At 62.4% G+C, this 19087-nt stretch carries 17 protein-coding genes and 1 riboswitch; of the genes, 10 read left to right on the top strand and 7 right to left on the bottom strand.

What is annotated here, in order from left to right:
• The first annotated feature begins 9 nt into the window (after positions 1-9).
• From metK to APH27_RS09840, 3 genes are all read left to right on the top strand, one after another.
• Positions 10-1200, top strand: a complete 1191-nt coding sequence (gene metK, locus APH27_RS09850) for a methionine adenosyltransferase (protein WP_060484682.1) — start codon at positions 10-12, stop codon at positions 1198-1200.
• A gap of 143 nt (positions 1201-1343) precedes the next feature.
• Positions 1344-3035, top strand: coding sequence for an NAD-dependent DNA ligase LigB (ligB, locus tag APH27_RS09845; RefSeq protein ID WP_060484681.1), 1692 nt, complete (start codon positions 1344-1346; stop codon positions 3033-3035).
• Positions 3036-3166: 131 nt separating this feature from the next.
• On the top strand, positions 3167-3559 hold the full coding sequence (locus tag APH27_RS09840; protein WP_027920681.1) for a DUF1090 domain-containing protein: 393 nt from the start codon (positions 3167-3169) through the stop codon (positions 3557-3559).
• A gap of 30 nt (positions 3560-3589) precedes the next feature.
• Here the strand turns inward: APH27_RS09840 and APH27_RS09835 are convergent, their stop codons facing one another.
• Positions 3590-4036, bottom strand: a complete 447-nt coding sequence (locus APH27_RS09835) for a cytochrome c (protein WP_027920680.1) — start codon at positions 4034-4036, stop codon at positions 3590-3592.
• Positions 4037-4155: 119 nt separating this feature from the next.
• Here APH27_RS09835 and APH27_RS09830 point away from each other — a divergent pair, with 119 nt between their 5' ends.
• Positions 4156-5307: a murein transglycosylase A gene (locus APH27_RS09830; protein WP_060484680.1), complete on the top strand. Its 1152-nt coding sequence runs from the start codon at positions 4156-4158 to the stop codon at positions 5305-5307.
• A gap of 111 nt (positions 5308-5418) precedes the next feature.
• Here APH27_RS09830 and APH27_RS09825 read toward each other — a convergent pair whose 3' ends face one another.
• On the bottom strand, positions 5419-5805 hold the full coding sequence (locus APH27_RS09825; protein WP_060484679.1) for an MAPEG family protein: 387 nt from the start codon (positions 5803-5805) through the stop codon (positions 5419-5421).
• A gap of 27 nt (positions 5806-5832) precedes the next feature.
• Positions 5833-6666, bottom strand: coding sequence for an EamA family transporter (locus APH27_RS09820; protein WP_027920677.1), 834 nt, complete (start codon positions 6664-6666; stop codon positions 5833-5835).
• Positions 6667-6910: 244 nt separating this feature from the next.
• Between APH27_RS09820 and APH27_RS09815 the strand changes: the two genes are divergently transcribed.
• Positions 6911-8146 carry a sodium:proton antiporter gene (locus APH27_RS09815; RefSeq protein ID WP_027920676.1) on the top strand — a complete coding sequence of 412 codons (1236 nt, stop codon included), beginning with the start codon at positions 6911-6913 and terminating at the stop codon, positions 8144-8146.
• Between the two features lie 119 nt (positions 8147-8265).
• On the opposite strand, the gene APH27_RS09810 is transcribed toward APH27_RS09815, so the two are convergent.
• The gene (locus APH27_RS09810; protein ID WP_027920675.1) at positions 8266-8667 is read right to left on the bottom strand and encodes an acyl-CoA thioesterase; all 402 of its coding nucleotides are present in this window, start codon (positions 8665-8667) and stop codon (positions 8266-8268) included.
• A 179-nt stretch (positions 8668-8846) separates the two neighbouring features.
• A riboswitch (S-adenosyl-L-homocysteine riboswitch) is annotated at positions 8847-8943 on the top strand.
• A gap of 20 nt (positions 8944-8963) precedes the next feature.
• On the opposite strand from APH27_RS09810, the gene ahcY reads away from it, so the two are divergent.
• The 5 genes from ahcY to APH27_RS09785 all read left to right on the top strand — a co-directional run bounded on the left by ahcY (position 8964) and on the right by APH27_RS09785 (position 15499).
• Positions 8964-10373 (top strand): adenosylhomocysteinase, encoded by a 1410-nt coding sequence (gene ahcY / locus APH27_RS09805; protein ID WP_027920674.1) that lies wholly within the window; start codon positions 8964-8966, stop codon positions 10371-10373.
• A 136-nt stretch (positions 10374-10509) separates the two neighbouring features.
• On the top strand, positions 10510-11355 hold the full coding sequence (gene metF, locus APH27_RS09800) for a methylenetetrahydrofolate reductase [NAD(P)H] (RefSeq protein WP_027920673.1): 846 nt from the start codon (positions 10510-10512) through the stop codon (positions 11353-11355).
• A 94-nt stretch (positions 11356-11449) separates the two neighbouring features.
• The gene (locus APH27_RS09795) at positions 11450-12526 is read left to right on the top strand and encodes a hypothetical protein (protein ID WP_060484678.1); all 1077 of its coding nucleotides are present in this window, start codon (positions 11450-11452) and stop codon (positions 12524-12526) included.
• Between the two features lie 64 nt (positions 12527-12590).
• Positions 12591-13379 (top strand): ABC transporter substrate-binding protein, encoded by a 789-nt coding sequence (locus APH27_RS09790; protein WP_027920671.1) that lies wholly within the window; start codon positions 12591-12593, stop codon positions 13377-13379.
• A gap of 218 nt (positions 13380-13597) precedes the next feature.
• Positions 13598-15499, top strand: a complete 1902-nt coding sequence (locus APH27_RS09785; RefSeq protein ID WP_027920670.1) for a DEAD/DEAH box helicase — start codon at positions 13598-13600, stop codon at positions 15497-15499.
• A gap of 63 nt (positions 15500-15562) precedes the next feature.
• Here APH27_RS09785 and APH27_RS09780 read toward each other — a convergent pair whose 3' ends face one another.
• The 3 genes from APH27_RS09780 to APH27_RS09770 form a co-directional block, all read right to left on the bottom strand.
• Positions 15563-16141 (bottom strand): YceI family protein, encoded by a 579-nt coding sequence (locus APH27_RS09780; protein WP_027920669.1) that lies wholly within the window; start codon positions 16139-16141, stop codon positions 15563-15565.
• A 34-nt stretch (positions 16142-16175) separates the two neighbouring features.
• A complete protein-coding gene (locus APH27_RS09775; RefSeq protein WP_027920668.1) occupies positions 16176-16727 on the bottom strand; it encodes a cytochrome b in 552 nt (183 codons plus the stop codon).
• Between the two features lie 268 nt (positions 16728-16995).
• Entirely contained in the window at positions 16996-18768 is a 1773-nt protein-coding gene (locus APH27_RS09770; protein WP_060484677.1) for a flavin monoamine oxidase family protein, read from the bottom strand.
• Positions 18769-19087 lie beyond the last annotated feature (319 nt).

Here is a 19087-nt window from a genome sequence, read left to right as displayed (position 1 = left end):
CCCGTCGAGATGAGCGAATACTCCCTTTTCACCTCCGAGTCCGTGTCCGAAGGGCATCCGGACAAGATCGCCGACCAGATTTCGGACGCGGTCCTTGATGCCATCATCGCCCAGGACAAATACGCCCGCGTTGCGTGCGAAACCCTGGTCAAGACCGGTGTCGCCATCATCGCCGGCGAAGTCACCACCTCTGCCTGGGTCGACCTGGAAGAGCTGGTGCGCAAGGTCATCATCGACATCGGCTACAACAGCTCCGACGTTGGCTTCGACGGCGCCACCTGCGCCGTGATGAACATCATCGGCAAACAGTCGGTAGACATCGCCCAGGGCGTCGACCGCTCCAAGCCGGAAGACCAGGGCGCGGGCGACCAGGGCCTGATGTTCGGCTACGCCAGCAACGAAACCGACGTGCTGATGCCAGCGCCTATCTGCTTCTCGCACCGTCTGGTCGAGCGCCAGGCCGAAGCACGCAAGTCCGGCCTGCTGCCGTGGCTGCGCCCGGACGCCAAGTCGCAGGTCACCTGCCGCTACGAGAACGGTAAGGTAGTCGGCATCGACGCCATCGTTCTGTCGACCCAGCACAACCCTGAAGTCTCGCAAAAAGACCTGCAGGAAGCGGTGATGGAGCTGATCGTCAAGCACACCCTGCCGGCCGAGCTGCTGCACAAGGGCACCCAGTACCACATCAACCCGACCGGCAACTTCATCATCGGTGGCCCGGTGGGCGACTGCGGCCTGACCGGCCGCAAGATCATCGTCGACTCCTACGGCGGCATGGCCCGTCACGGTGGTGGCGCGTTCTCCGGCAAAGACCCATCCAAGGTCGACCGCTCCGCCGCCTACGCCGGCCGCTACGTGGCCAAGAACATCGTTGCCGCTGGCCTGGCCGAGCGTTGCGAGATCCAGGTGTCCTACGCCATCGGCGTGGCCCAGCCGACCTCCATCTCGATCAACACCTTCGGCACCGGCAAGGTCTCCGACGACAAGATCATCCAGCTGGTGCGCGAGTGCTTCGACCTGCGTCCGTACGCCATCACCAAGATGCTCGACCTGCTGCACCCGATGTACCAGGAAACCGCTGCTTACGGTCACTTCGGCCGCGAACCGCAGCAGAAGACTGTCGGCGACGACACCTTCACCACCTTCACCTGGGAGCGTACCGACCGCGCCCAGTCGCTGCGTGACGCTGCCGGCCTGTAATTCTCCTACAGCGGTATATGAAAGCCCCTGCCGAGTGATCGGCAGGGGCTTTTTCATGACATATCGGCTGACAACTGCGCGGCGCAACGCTCGCTCCCGTTACCTAGGCTGAGGCCGCCCCCCGCCAAGCAAGGAAGCTGGCAATGCCATTGCTGCTCTTTTTCCTGATTTTTCTGTCGTACAACGCGCAAGCCACTGGCTGCCCGAGCTGGTCGGCCGAACGGGCGCGCGCAGAAGTCACCCGCCTGCGCGAGACGGTTCGCCAGTGGGATGACCATTACCATCGGCTGGGCACGTCCCTGGTGCCCGACGAAGTCTATGACCAGAGCCGAATACGCCTGCTGCATCTGCAAGGGTGCTTCGCGCTGGAGAGCGAGCTGGACTCTTTGGCCAGCGCACGCGGGCCAATTGCCCACCCGATCCGCCACACCGGCGTCGACAAGCTGCCAGACGAACAGGCCGTGACCAAATGGATGGACGGCAAGACAGGTGTCTGGCTGCAACCGAAGGTCGATGGCGTCGCGGTGACCCTGGTCTATCGGCAAGGCAGGCTGGTTCAGCTGCTCAGTCGCGGTGACGGCACCCAGGGCCATGACTGGAGTCGACATATCGACGCGCTCGAAGGCATAACCCGGCACCTGCCAAGCCCGCTGGACCTGACCCTGCAAGGGGAGCTTTACATGCGCCTGGCTGAACATGTGCAAGCGCAGGCCGGCAGCGTCAATGCTCGCGCCACTGTCGCGGGGCTGTTGGCGCGCAAGCAGCTGGACCATGAACAAGGCGCAGACATTGGGCTGTTTGTCTGGGATTGGCCGCATGGGCCGAGCGACCAAGGCGAGCGGGTGGCGCAGCTGGCTACGCTGGGTTTCCCCGACAGTCAACGCTTCAGCGTGGCCATCAACCGTGCTGACGAGGCTGCGCACTGGCGCCAGCACTGGTATCGCACTGCCCTGCCCTTTGCCACGGACGGGGTGATCCTGCGCCAGAACTCACGGCCATCCGCCGAACGCTGGCAGGCCAATGCACCTTACTGGATTGCGGCCTGGAAATACCCCTTTAGCCAAGCGTTGACCGAGGTACGTGACGTGCACTTTCGCATCGGCCGCACGGGCAGAATCACGCCCATCCTGAAGCTGCAACCGGTGCATCTCGACGACCGCCGTGTTGCCCAGGTGAGCCTGGGCTCCCTGGCTCGCTGGCAGGCTCTCGACATTCGCCCTGGAGACCAGGTTGCAATAAGCCTGGCGGGGCTGACCATTCCGCGTTTCGAGCAAGTCGTGCACCGCGCCACCGAGCGCCGCACCGTAACAACGCCTGCGCTGGATCAATACGGCCCCCTGACTTGCTGGCAGGCTGATGAACAGTGCGAAGAACAGTTTGTTGCCCGCCTCACCTGGCTCAGTGGCAAACAAGGCCTGGCCATGCCGGGCACTGGGCCCGCAACCTGGCGAAGGCTGGTACAGGCCGGGCTGGTAACGTCGCTGGCAGACTGGCTGGCGCTGGACGCCGAGCGACTGGCTAAGCTACCTGGCATCAGCGAAACCAGCGCCAGGCGCCTGCAACGAAGCTTCGAGGCCGGCCGCAGCAGGCCGTTCGCCCAGTGGGTCAGCGGTCTGGGCGTGCCGATACCACGCAACTCACCGCTCGAAGGCGATTGGGCAGCCCTCGCCAGGCGCTCGGCCGCGCAATGGCAAGCCTTGCCCGGTATGGGTGCAACCCGCGCCAGCCAGTTACAAGCTTTTTTTGCTGAGCAGCCCGTGCAGGCCTTGGCTCAACAGCTGAGTGAACGCGGCATCGAGGGGTTTGCTGATGTTGCCACCCGTGAGAGGCAATGAGTTTTAACAAAATCTGAGGTAGGTAAATGCCACGATTGCCCCAGAAATATCCAACAAGGGTTCCTAAATCGTCAAAAGCAAGGCAGGATTTGCCCCATCTTTTGCTGCCCCGCCCCCTCAAGGAGGCTCTGATGAAATTGATTTCCACCCTGGCTCTGCTGACCACACTTGGACTCGCTGCCGGTGTTGCCCAAGCCGCCCAGCCCGACGCGGGCCTGACCGGTTGCGCCGCCAAGCGCAGTGCCATCGAAAACCAGCTGAAAATCGCCCGCGACCACGGCAACAGCGACCAGGTGGCAGGGCTCGAGGAAGCACTGCGTGGCGTTGACAATTGCACCGACGCCAGCCTGCGCAAAGAGCGCGAGCAGAAAGTGCTCGAGGCTCGTCACGAGGTGGCACAGCGCGAGAAAGACCTGAAAAAGGCCGAGAAAAAAGGCGACGCGGAAAAAATCAACAAGCGCAAGGACAAGCTTGCCGAGTCCCGTAAAGAACTGCAGGAAGCCGTGGACGACCTGGACCGCTGATCTTGCCTGATCGCCTGTTGACCCAGGCGATCAATGATTGCGGAATTCGGTATGGCACGCCTTGCACGCCGCTTCGACCTTGTCCATCGGTGCCTTCAATTGCGCCGCATCCAACGGCTGGGTCCGCGTCACGTCGACCAACTCACCGGTCACGCCCTCGAGTTGCCGGGCAAGGTCATGGAAACGCGCCTGCCGCTCCCACACCTCCGCTCGCGCGCTGCTGTCGCCCTCATCACGCACCTGGGGAAAATGCTGCCACGGCGCGTGGGCCAGGCCATCGAGCTTCAACGCACCATCGGCGAACTTCACCCCATCGAAAGGCAACCGGCCGCGCAACATGCCACCCATGTCTTCGCTGGTCTTGAGCATGTCCTTGAAAATTGCCTTGCGTTTGCCCAGCGGCGAGTTCGGGTCGACCCGGTCACAGGCCGTCAGGGCAAGGGCAGCGAGCAGTACTACGGTCAATCGCTTGAACATCACGGTCACTTCAGCCTACGCAAAGGGCCGGCCAGTATCGCCGGCCGTCGGGCAAAGACCAATAGCCACATAAATAACAAGGGCGAATTTTCATGTTCGCCAGCCATAGGTACCCACTGATGAAATCTGCCCTGCGCCACTTGGCCTGGACACTCCCGGCACTCGCTTTACTGGTCGGCTGCAACGGCGGCGAGAATGCCAAGCCCGAGCCTCACGCCATCGCCACCTATGCCCCGGCCACCTGGAAAGACCTGCCTGCGGTCAGCGATGAAGACCTGATGGCCGGCTTCTATGCCTGGCGCAGCGGCTGCGAGAAGCTCAAGCGCGACCCGGTGTGGGCCGCCACCTGCGAAGCAGCCGGCAGCAACACGGCCAGCGCCGCCCAGATACGTACCTTCCTCGAGCAGAACCTTCAGGTCTATGGCCTGCGTTCCGCCGATAACAACGCCAACGGCCTGATCACCGGTTACTACGAACCCGTCTACCCTGGCAGCCTGAAGCGCACCGAAGCGGCACACGTGGCGGTTTATGGCGTACCCGATGACATGGTCGTGGTCGACCTGGCCAGCGTGTACCCCGAACTCAAGGGCAAGCGCCTGCGTGGCCGCCTGGACGGTCGCGTGCTCAAGCCCTACGACACCGCCGAGGTGATCAGCCGCGAGGGCGTAAAGGCGCCCGTGCTGGCCTGGCTGACCGACCCGATGGACCTGCAGTTCCTGCAGATCCAGGGCTCAGGCCGGGTCCAGCTGGAAGATGGTCGCCAGTTGCGCCTCGGTTATGCCGACCAGAACGGCCACCCCTACCGCCCAATCGGCCGCTGGCTGGTGGAGCAAGGCCAGTTGAAAAAAGAAGACGTGACCATGGGCAGCATCCACGCCTGGGCCATGGCCAACCCTCAGCGTGTGCCGGAACTGCTGGCCAGCAACCCCAGCTACGTCTTTTTCAGTGCCCGCCCGGACAGCAACGAAGGGCCACGCGGCTCGCTGAACGTGCCACTGACAGCCGGCTACAGCGTGGCCATCGACCGCAAGGTGATCCCCCTGGGCAGCTTGCTGTGGCTGTCGACCACACGCCCCGACGGCACGCCGGTGGTGCGCCCGGTGGGTGCTCAGGATACCGGTGGGGCTATTGCTGGCGAAGTGCGAGCGGACCTGTTCTGGGGGACCGGGCCTGAGGCCGGTGAACTGGCGGGCAACATGAAGCAGCAGGGGCAGATCTGGATGCTCTGGCCTAAAGGCAAGCCGCTGCCTGAAGTGCCGAAAGTGCTCTGATATTTGCCGGGTGCTTCGCGGGCAAGCCCGCTCCCACAAGTACTGCACAGGTCTCCAGGCCTGTGGAGACCCTGTGGGAGCGGGTTTACCCGCGAATCAGGCGACTCGGTATCAGACCGATACCCCGAAGAAGGCCACGATGATCGCCAGCCCGGCAAACCACACCAGCGACCGCAAAGCAGCCCAATCGGCCAGGTAGCAGATGATGTACAGCAAACGGCTGGTGATATACATCACCCCCAGCACATCCTGGGTCACCTGCTCGGCATTGCCGACGATATCCGCCACCAATACCGCCGCAGCAAAGGCCGGGAAGGCCTCGTAGCCATTCTGCTGCGCAGCATGGGCACGCCGTGGCAGGCCCGACAAGGTGTCGAGAAAGGCCCGCGGATCATGATTGTCCTTCAGGCCGAAACGGCCGCTGCTCACCTTGGCAATCAAGGCACACAGCGGATTCAACAGCAGCGCGATCAGGATGCACCACAGGGCAACGGTCATGCTCATGACTCCTTGTTCGAAAATGGGTTAGAGCTTCATCACCAGCATGCCCGCCAGGACCAGCCCGCAAGCTAGGAGTCTCGGCCCGCCAAAAGGTTCTTTGAGGTAGCGCATGCCCAGCAGCACCACCAGGATCACACTCAACTCGCGCAAGGCCGCCGCTTCGGCCACCGAGCCCAGGTGCATGGCCCACAGCACTAGTGCGTAACTGAACAGCACGCAAAAGCCCACCGCCAGCCCCAGCCGCCATTGTGTACGCCAGAACAGCACGAACGGCGCCCGCCGCGCCACGCCGGCCAGCAGCGGGAATGGCCAGGCACTGAGCAGCGTCAACCACACCAGGTAGTCCCAGGGTTTACCCCACAACCGCACCGCCTGGCCGTCGAACCAGGTGTAGCAGCCAATGCACAGGCCGATCAGCGCCACCACCGGCAGCATCGACCAAGGCAACCGCTCGCCCCCGCCACCCTGCCACAACAGGCAAGCCATGCCACACGGGATCAGCAGGATGCCGATGATCTGCTGCTGGCTGAGCGACTCACCGGCAAATGCCAGGGTCAGCCCCAGCACCACCAGCGGCGACAGGCCGCGCATCAGAGGATAGACCAGCCCCAGGTCACCGACCCGATAGGCCTGGATCAGCAGAAAGCGGTACACCTGTTCGGCTAGCGCCGACGCCAGCAGCCAAGGCCAGATCCCGGCGGGCGGGAACTCGGTGAAGGCCACGGCGAGCACGGCAAATACCAGCGCCACCACATCCATGCTGGCAATCACCAGCAGGCGCTCGCCGCTGAATTTGATCAGGGTGTTCCAGGTCGCGTGCAGCAGGGCGGCGACCAATACCAGGGAAGTTGCCAGCACGCCTTGGGGTCCTTGTGACGTTTTGAGGGATGAATATATAGCGTTGGGGGGCGAGTTGCCTGTGATGTGTTCGCCGATGGAGATGCAGCGCCCGGCCGCCATAATGCCTCCTCTAGCAGTGAATACCCGGAACGATTTCAACAATCCTGGTCAAATCCTGTGTCCCGAGACCCTCGCCAGATCATCAAAGAACTGCCCGAGTCATTCGGGTAACGACTTGGAAGCCATTGTCACAGGAATCGGGATGCTTGAATTAGTTGCCGCGTTTATCTGCCTCACCACCCTCCTCACCTATGTAAATTACCGTTTCATCGGCCTGCCACCCGCCATCGGCGTGATGGTCACGGCATTGCTGTTCTCCCTGATGTTGCAGGGCCTGAGCCTGATCGGCTTTCCTGGCCTGGAAGAACGCGTCGAAGGCCTGATGAACCAGATCGATTTCAACGACCTGCTGATGCACTGGATGCTGGCGTTCTTGCTGTTCGCCGGCGCACTGCACGTCAACCTCAGCGACCTGCGCAGCTACCGCTGGCCGATCGGCCTGCTGGCCACCCTGGGGGTGCTGATCGCCACCGTGGTGATCGGCTACCTGTCGCACTGGGTTTTCGCCCTGTTCGGCTGGCAGGTGCCACTGATCTATTGCCTGCTGTTCGGCGCACTGATCTCCCCGACCGACCCGATCGCCGTGCTGGGTGCACTGCGTACCGCCAACGCCTCCAAACCCCTGAAGACCACCATCGTGGGTGAATCGTTGTTCAACGACGGTACCGCAGTCGTGGTGTTCACCGTGCTGCTGGGCATCATCCAGCTGGGCGAAACACCGAGCGTCTCCGACACCGCCATCCTGTTCGCGCGCGAGGCCATTGGCGGCGTTTTGTTCGGCGGCGTGATCGGCTATGCCACCTACCGCATGATCAAAAGCGTCGAGCAGTACCAGGTCGAGGTGATGCTGACCCTGGCATTGGTGATCGGCGGTTCGGCAATGTGCTACGAGCTGCACGTTTCGGCGCCGATCGCCATGGTGGTCGCCGGCCTGATCATCGGCAACCTGGGGCGCAACCTGGCGATGAACGACATGACCCGCCGCTACATGGACGGTTTCTGGGAACTGATCGACGACATGCTCAATGCCCTGCTGTTCGCCCTGATCGGTCTGGAGCTGTTGCTGCTTCCGTTCAACTGGCTGCACCTGGCGGCGGGCGGTGTGCTGGCACTGGCCGTGCTGCTGTCGCGCCTGCTGACCGTGGCGCCGGCGATCGTGCTGTTGCGGCGCTGGCGGCCCGTGCCGAAAGGCACCGTACGGGTACTGACCTGGGGTGGACTGCGTGGCGGGGTTTCGGTGGCCCTGGCGCTGTCGCTGCCATTGGGCGAGGAACGTGACCTGCTGCTGTCGATCACCTACATCGTGGTGTTGTCATCGATCCTGGTGCAGGGCTTGAGCATTGGCCGGGTGGTGCGCAAGGTCAGCACACAGCCTTGAGAATGCCGGGGCCGCCTTGCGGCCCAATCGCGACGCAAGGCCGCTCCTACAGAAAATTGCAGTCTCCTGTGGAAGCAGCTTTTGTGTCGCGAAAGGGCTGCAAGGCAGCCCCAGAATAGTCACTCGACCGCGGAGTCCGGGAACTGGTCCTGGACATACTTGATCTCGGTCCGCCCATGGGCTGCCGGCAAACCATCATCGCCCAGGTTGACGAAGACCATCTTGTCGACCGTCAGGATGCTCTTGCGGGTGATCTTGTTGCGCACTTCGCACTTGAGGGTGATCGACGTACGGCCAAACTCGGTGGCAGTGATGCCCAATTCAATGATGTCGCCCTGACGCGAAGCACTGACGAAGTTGATCTCCGACATGTACTTGGTCACCACTCGCTGGTTGCCCAGCTGGACGATGGCATAAATTGCCGCTTCTTCGTCGATCCAGCGCAGCAGGCTGCCGCCGAACAGCGTGCCGTTGGGGTTGAGGTCTTCGGGTTTTACCCATTTGCGGGTGTGAAAGTTCATCTGTACTCCTGACCTGCTTGGCTAACGTGAAGTAATGATGGCAGAGCGGCCGCCAGCGCTCCATTGAACATCGACTATCGTCGCGATAAATCGACAGAAAGCCTTGGGTGTGTCACACAGCCGAGGCTATAATCGCTGCCGTTTCACATGGCTGCCCACAGCGGCACCATGCCCGCCACCCACCCGAGGGGCGCTGCAGCAGGGTCACCCTGTCAGGCTCGGATGGGGCGTTGTCCGCTTCTGCGGACGCTTAACGCACAACGGCGCCCATTCGCATACTACGAATGGAGGCTCTCATGAGCGCTGTAAACACGCCTGCAGGTTTTACCGATTTCAAAGTCGCCGACATCTCCCTGGCCGCCTGGGGCCGTCGCGAAACCATCATCGCCGAATCGGAAATGCCTGCCCTGATGGGCCTGCGTCGCAAGTACCTCGCTGAGCAGCCGCTCAAGGGTGCGAAGATTCTGGGTTGCATCCACATGACCATTCAGACTGCCGTGCTGATCGAAACCCTGGTTGCCCTGGGTGCCGAAGTGCGTTGGTCGTCCTGCAACATCTTCTCCACCCAGGACCAGGCCGCTGCCTCCATCGCTGCCGCCGGCATTCCTGTTTTCGCCTGGAAAGGTGAAACCGAGGAAGAGTACGAGTGGTGCCTGGAGCAGACCATCCTCAAGGATGGCCAGCCATGGGACGCCAACATGATCCTCGACGACGGCGGCGACCTGACCGAGCTGCTGCACAAGAAATACCCGGCCGTCCTGGACCGCGTTCACGGTGTCACCGAAGAAACCACCACTGGCGTGCACCGCCTGCTGGACATGCTGGCCAAAGGCGAGCTGAAAGTCCCGGCGATCAACGTCAACGACTCGGTCACCAAGAGCAAGAACGACAACAAGTACGGCTGCCGTCACAGCCTGAACGATGCCATCAAGCGCGGCACCGACCACCTGCTGTCGGGCAAGCAGGCACTGGTGATCGGCTACGGTGACGTGGGCAAGGGTTCGGCCCAGTCCCTGCGCCAGGAAGGCATGATCGTCAAGGTCACCGAAGTTGACCCGATTTGCGCCATGCAGGCCTGCATGGACGGTTTCGAGCTGGTCTCGCCGTTCATCGACGGTATCAACGACGGCACCGAAGCCAGCATCGACAAGGCACTGCTGGGCAAGATCGACCTGATCGTCACCACCACCGGTAACGTCAACGTCTGCGACGCCAACATGCTCAAGGCCCTGAAGAAGCGCGCCGTGGTCTGCAACATCGGCCACTTCGACAACGAAATCGACACCGCCTTCATGCGCAAGAACTGGGCATGGGAAGAGGTCAAGCCACAGGTGCACAAGATCCACCGTACCGGCGCTGGCGACTTCGACCCGCAGAACGACGACTATCTGATCCTGCTGGCCGAAGGCCGCCTGGTGAACTTGGGTAACGCCACTGGCCACCCAAGCCGCATCATGGACGGTTCGTTCGCCAACCAGGTGCTGGCGCAGATCTTCCTGTTCAAGCAGAAGTACGCTGACCTGTCGGCCGAGAAGAAAGCCGAACGCCTGACCGTTGAAGTGCTGCCGAAGAAACTCGACGAAGAAGTGGCCCTGGAAATGGTCCGCGGCTTCGGTGGCGTGGTCACCCAGCTGACCAAGCAGCAGGCCGACTACATCGGTGTGACCGTCGAAGGCCCGTTCAAGCCGCACGCCTACCGCTACTAAGCGGCAAGCGCCAGGCGGCAAACCGCCTGGCGCTTGTAGTCGTTTAATCTTGATCGATGCCCAAGCCAGGCCGGCCCACACCGCCCTGGCTTTTACTTGCAGCTTGCGGCCCAGGCTTGCAGCTGAGGAAACAGAGATGTCACAAGAACGCCGCTACAGTTTCGAATTTTTCCCGACCAAGACCGATGCCGGTCACGAAAAGCTGATGGGCGTTGCCCGCCAGCTGGCTGCCTATAACCCGGACTTCTTCTCCTGCACCTATGGTGCCGGGGGCTCCACCCGCGATCGCACGCTGAACACCGTGCTGCAGCTGGAAAACGAAGTTAAGGTCCCAGCCGCTCCGCACCTGTCATGCGTCGGCGACACCAAGGACGAGCTGCGCGCCTTGCTGGCCGAGTACAAGGCTGCCGGCATCAAGCGTATCGTCGCCCTGCGTGGCGACCTGCCTTCCGGCATGGGCATGGCCAGTGGTGAACTGCGTTATGCCAGCGACCTGGTCGAGTTCATCCGCCAGGAAACCGGCGATCACTTCCACCTGGAAGTTGCCGCCTATCCGGAAATGCACCCACAGGCGCGCAACTTCGAGGTCGACCTGGGCAACTTCGTGCACAAGGTCAAGGCCGGTGCCGACAGTGCCATCACCCAGTACTTCTTCAACGCCGACAGCTACTTCTACTTCGTCGAACGCGCACAGAAGATGGGTGTGGACATCCCTGTGGTGCCCGGCATCATGCCGATCACCAACTACAGCAAACTGGCACGCTTCTCCGATGCCTGCGGCGCCGAGATCCCGCGCTGGATCCGCAAGCAACTGGAAGCCTATGCCGACGATACCGCCAGCATCCAGGCCTTTGGCGAAGAAGTCATCACCCGCATGTGCGAGCAACTGCTGCAAGGCGGCGCACCGGGCCTGCACTTCTATACCCTTAACCAGGCCGAAGCGAGCCTGGCGATCTGGAACAACCTGAAGCTGCCACGCTGAAACTTTTTGGCACCAACAGATTCAGAAACAATTAAGGCTTTAGTCGTAGACTAGAGCCTTAATTATTCACAGGCTCTGACAGGTGTCGTCTGCAATGCAACATTTCTTGCCATCACGCCCCCAGCTCGTGTACCTGGCATTCGGCCCGGCCACCTATCACCAGGAAGCCTGTTTCAGCATCGTCAGCGCCCTTGCGCATCTGGGAAACAGTGCCAACCCGGCCATCGACATCCAGGTCTATACCGACAATGCCGAGCCGTACGGCAAACTGCCGGTGGCCGTCCATCTGCTAGACGAAGCTACCCGCAAGGCCTGGAACCAGCCCCACGGCTATCACTTCCGCAGCAAGCATGTGCTGATGCGCCAAGTGCTACAGCAGCATCCTCAAGCCGTGCTGATCGACACCGATACTTTCTTCCGCAAGTCGCCGCTGCATCTGTTCCAGCGGGTCAAACCCGGCACACTGTTGTGCAACGCCATCGGCGCGCGCTACGGCGAGAATCAGAAGTGCCTGCTGTACACAAACCTGCTTGGCATTCTCGAATCACGCGGCCTGGCTGACTGCCAGATGCCACTGGTCAACTCGGGCGTGATCGGGCTGTGCGCCGAGGACACCGATGTCCTGGACCGCTCCATTGCCATGATGGACGAGTTCTACCCGTTGGCCCGCACCGCCTACACCCTGGAAGAGTTCTGCCTTGCGGTGGCCGCTTACCGCAAGATGGAGCTTGCCGAATGCACCGACGTCATTCACCACTACTGGAGCCGCAAAGCCCAGTTCCGCGCCAAGATCCAGGCCTGGCTGCGTAAACACGGCGATGCCCCACTGGGCGAGGCGGCGCTGGCCGATGTGGTATTGGTCAACGACCAACTGCCACGCCCACCCACCCTGCAACGTCTGGGTTACAAGGCCTTGAGCCTGACCATGCCCAGCCGGGAGCGGCAGTTCGTGCGCGAACTGCTATATGGCTGCTACCCCTACCCCAACGAGTTCGATCGCGCCTGTGCTTCGGCCTGGTGGGACAAGGCACTGGAAAACCTCAACGAACGCTACGGGCGCATCGAACCCGAGCAGTTGCGCCAGTGCTTGCGCCACCCGAGCCTGCGCCTGTCACTGGGCGGCCGACGCAAGGATATCGAGGCACACCTGCTGCGTTCTTCCCATCGCTGATGGCTGCCACCCGGGGGGGCTATCTTCACTGGCCTTGCCTCTGGTGAGCGCGTAATCTCGCGCCATGCCACACATCGTCCACCTGCTGTGCATCCTGCTGCTCGCCTGCCTGAGCCCGATGGCGCTGGGCGAGCGGCTGCGCCTGGTCAGCGACGACTGGGCACCGTATGTGTATCGCGATGGCGGCCGGGTCAGGGGGATAGATTACGAAGTCACCACCGAAGTGTTCCGCCGCCTGGGTGTCGAGGTGGACTGGCAATTCCTGCCGTGGAAGCGTTGCCTGGCCTTGGTGGAGCAGGGGCTGGCTGACGGGGTGATGGACGTTTTTCAAGTCGAGTCGCGCAAAACGTACCTGGTCTACCCGGCTGAGCCCATGTCCAATGTCGAGTTCGTGCTATATCAGGCCAGCGACCGGCGCCATGCCATCCACCAGCTGAATGACCTTGCCGGCCTGACCGTCGGCACTTCGCCGGGTTACGCCTACGACAAGGCATTCAACGAATCTGCGGATTTCCGCCGCGAAACCGCGCCGAGCCACGAAGCCAACTTCGGCAAGCTCATCCGCGGGCGCATCGATCTGCTGATCACCGACCGCCTGGTCGGGCGGTACCTGCGCCAGCAGCTTGGCCTCGAACAGCAGGTCGAAGAGCTGCCCCTGGTCATCAGCAGTCAGCCGCAATACCTGGGCCTTGCACGCAAACCGGGCCGCGAACAACTGGCACTGGCGTTTACCGAGGAGCTGCGCCGCTTCAAGCAGGAACCGGCATTCGAGGCGATTATCGAACACTACATCGGCGACGCTGGCGATCTTGTCGGCGCCGTTGAGCAGCAGGAAAGCAGCACGCTGCGCTAGCTCTGTTATACTCGGGCCTTCCCGCCCGGCTCACGCCCGGACGCTCGGCCTCGCAACAGGCATCCCGATCGGCATTGACGCACCTTTGCGTCCACCCTCCGCTTCCCGGATGTGCAGTGAAAGCCCAGCTGGACCGGACGCGATCGCATCCCTTAGATGCCCGTCGCGCCAGGCAGAACATCCCAACGGGCCCAGCCCCCACGAGAACAGGATTGCCCATGTCCTTTGCTTCCCTCGGTCTCTCCGAGGCTCTTGTCCGCGCTATCGAGGCAGCGGGCTACACCCAGCCAACCCCGGTGCAACAGCGGGCCATTCCCGCCGTGTTGCAAGGCCGCGACCTGATGGTTGCCGCACAGACCGGTACTGGTAAGACCGGCGGCTTCGCCTTGCCGATCCTCGAGCGCCTGTTCCCGGCCGGCCACCCTGACAAATCCCAGCGGCACGGCCCACGCCAGCCACGCGTGCTGGTCCTGACCCCGACCCGCGAACTCGCCGCCCAGGTTCACGACAGCTTCAAGGTGTACGCCCGCGACCTGCCACTGGTCAGCGCCTGCATCTTCGGCGGTGTCGGCATGAACCCGCAGATCCAGGCCATTGCCAAGGGTGTCGACGTGCTCGTCGCCTGCCCGGGGCGCTTGCTCGACCTGGCCGGCCAAGGCAAGGTCGACCTGGCCCACGTGGAAATCCTGGTCCTCGACGAAGCCGACCGCATGCTCGACATGGGCTTCATCCATGACGTCAAGAAGGTCCTCGCCCGCCTGCCGGCCAAGCGCCAGAACCTGCTGTTCTCGGCAACCTTCTCCAAGGACATCACCGACCTGGCCGACAAGCTCCTGCACAACCCGGAGCGCATCGAGGTCACCCCGCCGAACACCACGGTCGAGCGTATCGAACAGCGCGTCTACCGCCTGCCGGCCAGCCACAAGCGCGCCTTGCTGGCGCACCTGATCACGCTGGGTGCCTGGGAGCAGGTACTGGTGTTCACCCGCACCAAGCACGGCGCCAACCGCCTGGCTGAGTACCTGGAAAAGCACGGCCTGACCGCCGCCGCTATCCACGGTAACAAGAGCCAGAACGCCCGCACCAAGGCACTGGCCGATTTCAAGGCCAACAGCGTGCGCGTGCTGGTGGCCACCGACATCGCCGCCCGTGGTCTGGACATCGATCAGCTGCCCCATGTGGTCAACTTCGAGCTGCCGAACGTCGAGGAAGACTACGTGCACCGCATCGGCCGTACCGGCCGTGCCGGGCGCTCGGGCGAAGCCATCTCCATGGTCGCGCCGGATGAAGAGAAGCTGCTCAAGAGCATCGAGCGGGTCACCAAGCAGAAGATCCCCGATGGCGACTGGATGGGCTTCGATGCCAGCCAGGTAGAGGCCGAAAAGCCTGAGGTGCGCGAGCGCCAGCAGAACAGCGGCCGCGGCGGTCGCAATCAGCAGCAGGCCCGTGGTGAAGGCGGCAAAGATGCCAATGGTGGCCGCAAGGACAAGGGCAAGGACAAAGGAAAGGCCAAGCAGCAGGCTGCGGACAAGCCGGCCGACAAGGAAAAGTCCGGCGACAGGCAGCAAGCGCGCAAGCCGCGTGACAAGAAGCCGCGCCAGCAGCAACAGGCCAGCAACACCCCTGCACCGAAAGTACCTGCCGACCGTGATCCGGAAGAGTTCCTGGACGACGAGATCGACAACTTCGGTAACCGCGCCGACTACGTCAGCCCTTACCAGAACGGTAAAGGCCAAGGCCGCAACCGCCGTCCAGGCGGCGCAGGTCAAGGCCAGGGCCAAAGCCAAGGCAGCGGCCAGCGCAGCAACAACGGCGGTGGCCAAGGCCAGGGCCGCAATGCGGGCGGACAACAGCGCAGCGCCAGCGGCGACAAGCGTCCGCGCAACAACAATGGTGGCGGTGCCCGTCGCGACAACAATGGCGGTGGCCGTAACCGCTCGGCTGGCCGTGACGATGCCTCTCGCCAGGAGCCGGCAGTACGCAGCACGCGCGAACAGCACCAGCCGGTGATCATCCGCAAGGAATCCAAGCTCGATCGTTACCCAACGCCCGAGCAACTGGACGACCTGCCGAGCCGCCCTCGCGGTGAGCGTCCTGCACTGCTCACCCGCAAGGGCTGAGCCGAGCATCAGGCATAAAAAAACGCCGCCCAATGGGCGGCGTTTTTATTGCCTGAGCAATGTTTACTTCTGCTTCACGCCTTCGACACTGATGTCCAGGTCCAGGGTCTGCGAAGTCGGGCCTGGGCCTTTGATACCGAAGTCGTTCAGGTTCAGGGTGGTGGTAGCGTTGAAGCCAGCGCGCTCGCCGCCCCACGGGTCTTTGCCCTCACCGTTGAAGGTAGCCTTGAAGGTTACCGGCTTGGTCACGCCGTGCAGGGTCAGGTCGCCGGTCACGTCTGCAGTCTTGGCACCGGTCGATTTGACGGCGGTGGAGACGAACTTGGCATCCGGGTATTTGCTGACGTCCAGGAAGTCCTTGCTGGCGATGTGCTTGTCGCGCTCGGCATGGTTCGACCAGACACTTGCGGTCTTCAGGTCGACGTTGATCTTGCTGGCCTCAGGCTTGGCGCTGTCCCAGGAGAAGTCGCCGCTGAAGTCCTTGAACGTACCGTGGATGAAGCTGTAGCCCAGGTGGCTGATCTTCCAGTCGACGAACGCGTGCTGGCCTTCCTTGTCGATCTTGTACTCGGCGGCCATGGCCTGGCCGGCGGAGAACAGAGCGGTACCGAGCGCCAGAGCGGCAAAAGTCTTTTTCAACATCCTTACTTCCTTCCTTTGCAATTGAGGTTGAGAGTCAAGCTTTGCGGCCCAGCATGCGGGTCAGGGTCGCGTCACGGTCGATGAAATGGTGTTTCAGGGCGGCCAGGGCGTGCAGCACGGCGAAGATCACCAGGCCCCATGCCAGCCACAAATGAATGACGCCAGCCAGGTCCGCCTGATCAGGCAGGTCACTGATCAGCGCCGGCACGTCGAACAGGCCGAATACCGGGATGCCGACACCGTCGGCAGTGGAAATCAGGTATCCGGCGATCATTACCGCAAACAGCCCCAGGTACAGTGCCAGATGCCCCAGCTTGGCCGCCACGCGAGTGAGTGCCCCGTGGTTGGCCGGCGCCGGTGGTGGCGGGCTGATGAGACGCCAGACCACGCGCAACAACATCACCGCCAGCAATACCAGGCCGATGCTCTTGTGCAGGTCAGGGCCGGCCTTGCGCCAAGGGTCGTAGTAGTCGAGACCGACCATCCACAGCCCCAGGCCGAACAGGCCGAAAACTGCCAAGGCAACGCCCCAGTGCAGGACGATGCTGACCACGCCATAGCGAGAAGGTGAATTGCGCAGTTGCATGATGACGTGGTTCCCCGTGAAAGCTGTGCACAGACTAACGCGTAACGTATCGAATAAAAGATTAAAAAATTGCTTTGGATTATCGAGAAATCCGATATTTAGTGTGCGAGTTTCCTATTAAGGAAACATTAACAATAGTCGGAGAGTTAGACGTTTCCAGTACCGGCCTCTTCGAGGGCAAGCCCGCTTCCACCTGTCCGGCGCACGTCTTGAGATAGGCGCAGCACTTGTGGAAGCAGGTTTACCCGCGAAGAAGCCGGAGCAGGAATCAACCTGCTTTGGCCTGGCTATCGGTCACAGGCTTCTTGGCAGGCGCGGACTTGGCCGTGGCCTTTTTTGTCTCGACCGCCTTTTGCGCCTGCTTGGCCGCAGGCTTGGCTGCGGGCTTGTGCGCCGGTGCGTGCTTGGCGGGTGCAGCTTTGGTCGCGGCGGGCTTGGCCGGTTCTTCCTTGGCAACTTCTGCAGGTGCAGGGGTAGCAGGGGCGGCTGCAGGAGCAGGCGCCGGTGCGACTTCCTCGACCTTGGCAGTGGGTGCTGCCTTCACTTCAGGCTTGTCAGCGCCACCAAACAGGCGCGAGAAGAACCCGCCGCTGTCTTTCTTCGCCACCGCTGCGCCCGCCGTCGCCGCTGCCGCAACGGTTGCGGCCTTGGCCGGGTCGAATGACTTGCCAGCGAGCAGGTCCTGCACCTGGCTGGCAGCGCGCTGGCCACTGCGCAGAGCCCCTTCGAGGGTACCCGGATAGAGCGCATCGGTGTGCTCACCGGCAAAGGTGATGCGCTGCACCGGGCGTTCCCACAGGCGCCAGTACTTGCTGATCTGCCCCGGGCCATAAGCCAGATAAGCACCACCGGTGCCGGCATCGACGCTGTAACGCTTGACCTCGTAACCGGTGAATGCGCCACGGGCCTGTGGATAGAAGGCATGCAGGCGGATCAGGACCTGATCGACCATCTGCTTGTCGCCAAAGGCCTGCAGCAGGCGCGCATTGTCGCCCGACAGGTTGATCACCACATTGGCGCCGCCCTTGAGCGCCGGCTCGATCCACAGCATGCCGAGGCCGGCGTTACTGAAGATCTCGCCCGACATGCGCGCGCGGCTTTCCCATACAGGCTGCTTGAACTTGAGCATCAGCTGGTCGCGCCAGCCATAGTTGGTGCCTCTGAGGGCTGCCACATGCTGAGTGTCCAGGCCCGGGGTGATCTGGATCTTGGCAAGCGCCCGCAACGGCACCGCCATCACCAGGTAATCGGCCTTGTAGTCCGTGCTACCGACCTTGACCGTGACACCGTCTTTGTCCTGCACGATCGCAGAGACCGGCGAGCTGGTCTTGATGGTCTTGAGCTGCTTGACGAATGCCTGGGCCAGCACCGGGCTGCCGCCAGGCAGCCGCGCGGCACGCAGATCGCGGTCGCTGACCCCACGGTAGACGCGGTTCTGCTGGGCGAAATAGAGCAGCGACAGGCGCGATGGCTCGTCGTAACGGGTACGGATCTGCTGGTTGATCAGCTGACGTGCGGTGGACGGCAGTTGCAGCTTGTCGAGCCAGGTGGCCACGTTTATCTGGTCGAGGGCGAACAGGGTGCTGGTCGCCTGCGGGTTGAGCGGGTCGTCGATCGAGCGGGCCAGGTCGTCGAGGGTCTTCTCGTAGCGTTTGAGCGCCTCGGCGGTAGCGGGTTGCTTGGTGGCCAGGTCGGTGCCGCTGAAGTACTCACCGTCGATCAGGTAACCCGGTGTACGCACGAACTCTGGCGCGGGCAGTGTTTCAAGCTTGAAACGGTCAAGGTACTGGTTGAGCACCGGCTGAGCCTTGGCGTTGCCAATCCACTCGCTGGTGGCCAGGCCCGAACGCCCACCCATGCCCGACTTGGCCTCCAGCAGGGTGACCTGCCAGCCTTTGTTCTGCAGCTCGTAGGCCGCGGTCAGCCCTGCCAGGCCGCCACCGACCACGATTGCCGACGGTGTCTTGTCCTTTGCCAGCGCGGCGCCGCTGGACACACCGATCAATACCAACGCGCACAGGCGCACCCAAGCAGCAGCCATGTCGGCGAACTCCCAGTTGAAATTGCAGGGATGAGAAGAGGCAGGCATGCCCCGAGAGACGATGCGCTAAGAATACGTCAGGTATTCGGACCCTGCCAGCACAGCGACATCAAGTGCCTTTGGCAACTGGCATTTTTGTCACTAGCCTGGCCTCTGGCCACTAGGTGGAGCTGACGGAGATAGCTGAAAAACCGACAAAAGGAACGGCACAACGACCTTTGAGGAGCATTTTGCCGATTTCAGGTTGGGCCCGGTTTCCACACGGCCCTATCATCAGGTCATCGACGGCCCATTTCGGCGCCTGACCATTTCCACATCT

Source organism: Pseudomonas sp. NBRC 111123 (assembly GCF_001320205.1).
GTDB lineage: Bacteria > Pseudomonadota > Gammaproteobacteria > Pseudomonadales > Pseudomonadaceae > Aquipseudomonas > Aquipseudomonas putida_J.
This window is presented reverse-complemented; position numbering and strand designations above follow the sequence as displayed.

What these genes read in the sequence shown, in the direction of transcription:
- metK (WP_060484682.1), top strand. Translation starts at nt 10, where the DNA reads ATGAGCGAATACTCCCTTTTCACCTCCGAGTCCGTGTCCGAAGGGCAT.
- ligB (WP_060484681.1), top strand. Translation starts at nt 1,344, where the DNA reads ATGCCATTGCTGCTCTTTTTCCTGATTTTTCTGTCGTACAACGCGCAA.
- APH27_RS09840 (WP_027920681.1), top strand. Translation starts at nt 3,167, where the DNA reads ATGAAATTGATTTCCACCCTGGCTCTGCTGACCACACTTGGACTCGCT.
- APH27_RS09835 (WP_027920680.1), bottom strand. Translation starts at nt 4,036, where the DNA reads ATGTTCAAGCGATTGACCGTAGTACTGCTCGCTGCCCTTGCCCTGACG.
- APH27_RS09830 (WP_060484680.1), top strand. Translation starts at nt 4,156, where the DNA reads ATGAAATCTGCCCTGCGCCACTTGGCCTGGACACTCCCGGCACTCGCT.
- APH27_RS09825 (WP_060484679.1), bottom strand. Translation starts at nt 5,805, where the DNA reads ATGACCGTTGCCCTGTGGTGCATCCTGATCGCGCTGCTGTTGAATCCG.
- APH27_RS09815 (WP_027920676.1), top strand. Translation starts at nt 6,911, where the DNA reads ATGCTTGAATTAGTTGCCGCGTTTATCTGCCTCACCACCCTCCTCACC.
- APH27_RS09810 (WP_027920675.1), bottom strand. Translation starts at nt 8,667, where the DNA reads ATGAACTTTCACACCCGCAAATGGGTAAAACCCGAAGACCTCAACCCC.
- ahcY (WP_027920674.1), top strand. Translation starts at nt 8,964, where the DNA reads ATGAGCGCTGTAAACACGCCTGCAGGTTTTACCGATTTCAAAGTCGCC.
- metF (WP_027920673.1), top strand. Translation starts at nt 10,510, where the DNA reads ATGTCACAAGAACGCCGCTACAGTTTCGAATTTTTCCCGACCAAGACC.
- APH27_RS09795 (WP_060484678.1), top strand. Translation starts at nt 11,450, where the DNA reads ATGCAACATTTCTTGCCATCACGCCCCCAGCTCGTGTACCTGGCATTC.
- APH27_RS09790 (WP_027920671.1), top strand. Translation starts at nt 12,591, where the DNA reads ATGCCACACATCGTCCACCTGCTGTGCATCCTGCTGCTCGCCTGCCTG.
- APH27_RS09785 (WP_027920670.1), top strand. Translation starts at nt 13,598, where the DNA reads ATGTCCTTTGCTTCCCTCGGTCTCTCCGAGGCTCTTGTCCGCGCTATC.
- APH27_RS09780 (WP_027920669.1), bottom strand. Translation starts at nt 16,141, where the DNA reads ATGTTGAAAAAGACTTTTGCCGCTCTGGCGCTCGGTACCGCTCTGTTC.
- APH27_RS09775 (WP_027920668.1), bottom strand. Translation starts at nt 16,727, where the DNA reads ATGCAACTGCGCAATTCACCTTCTCGCTATGGCGTGGTCAGCATCGTC.
- APH27_RS09770 (WP_060484677.1), bottom strand. Translation starts at nt 18,768, where the DNA reads ATGGCTGCTGCTTGGGTGCGCCTGTGCGCGTTGGTATTGATCGGTGTG.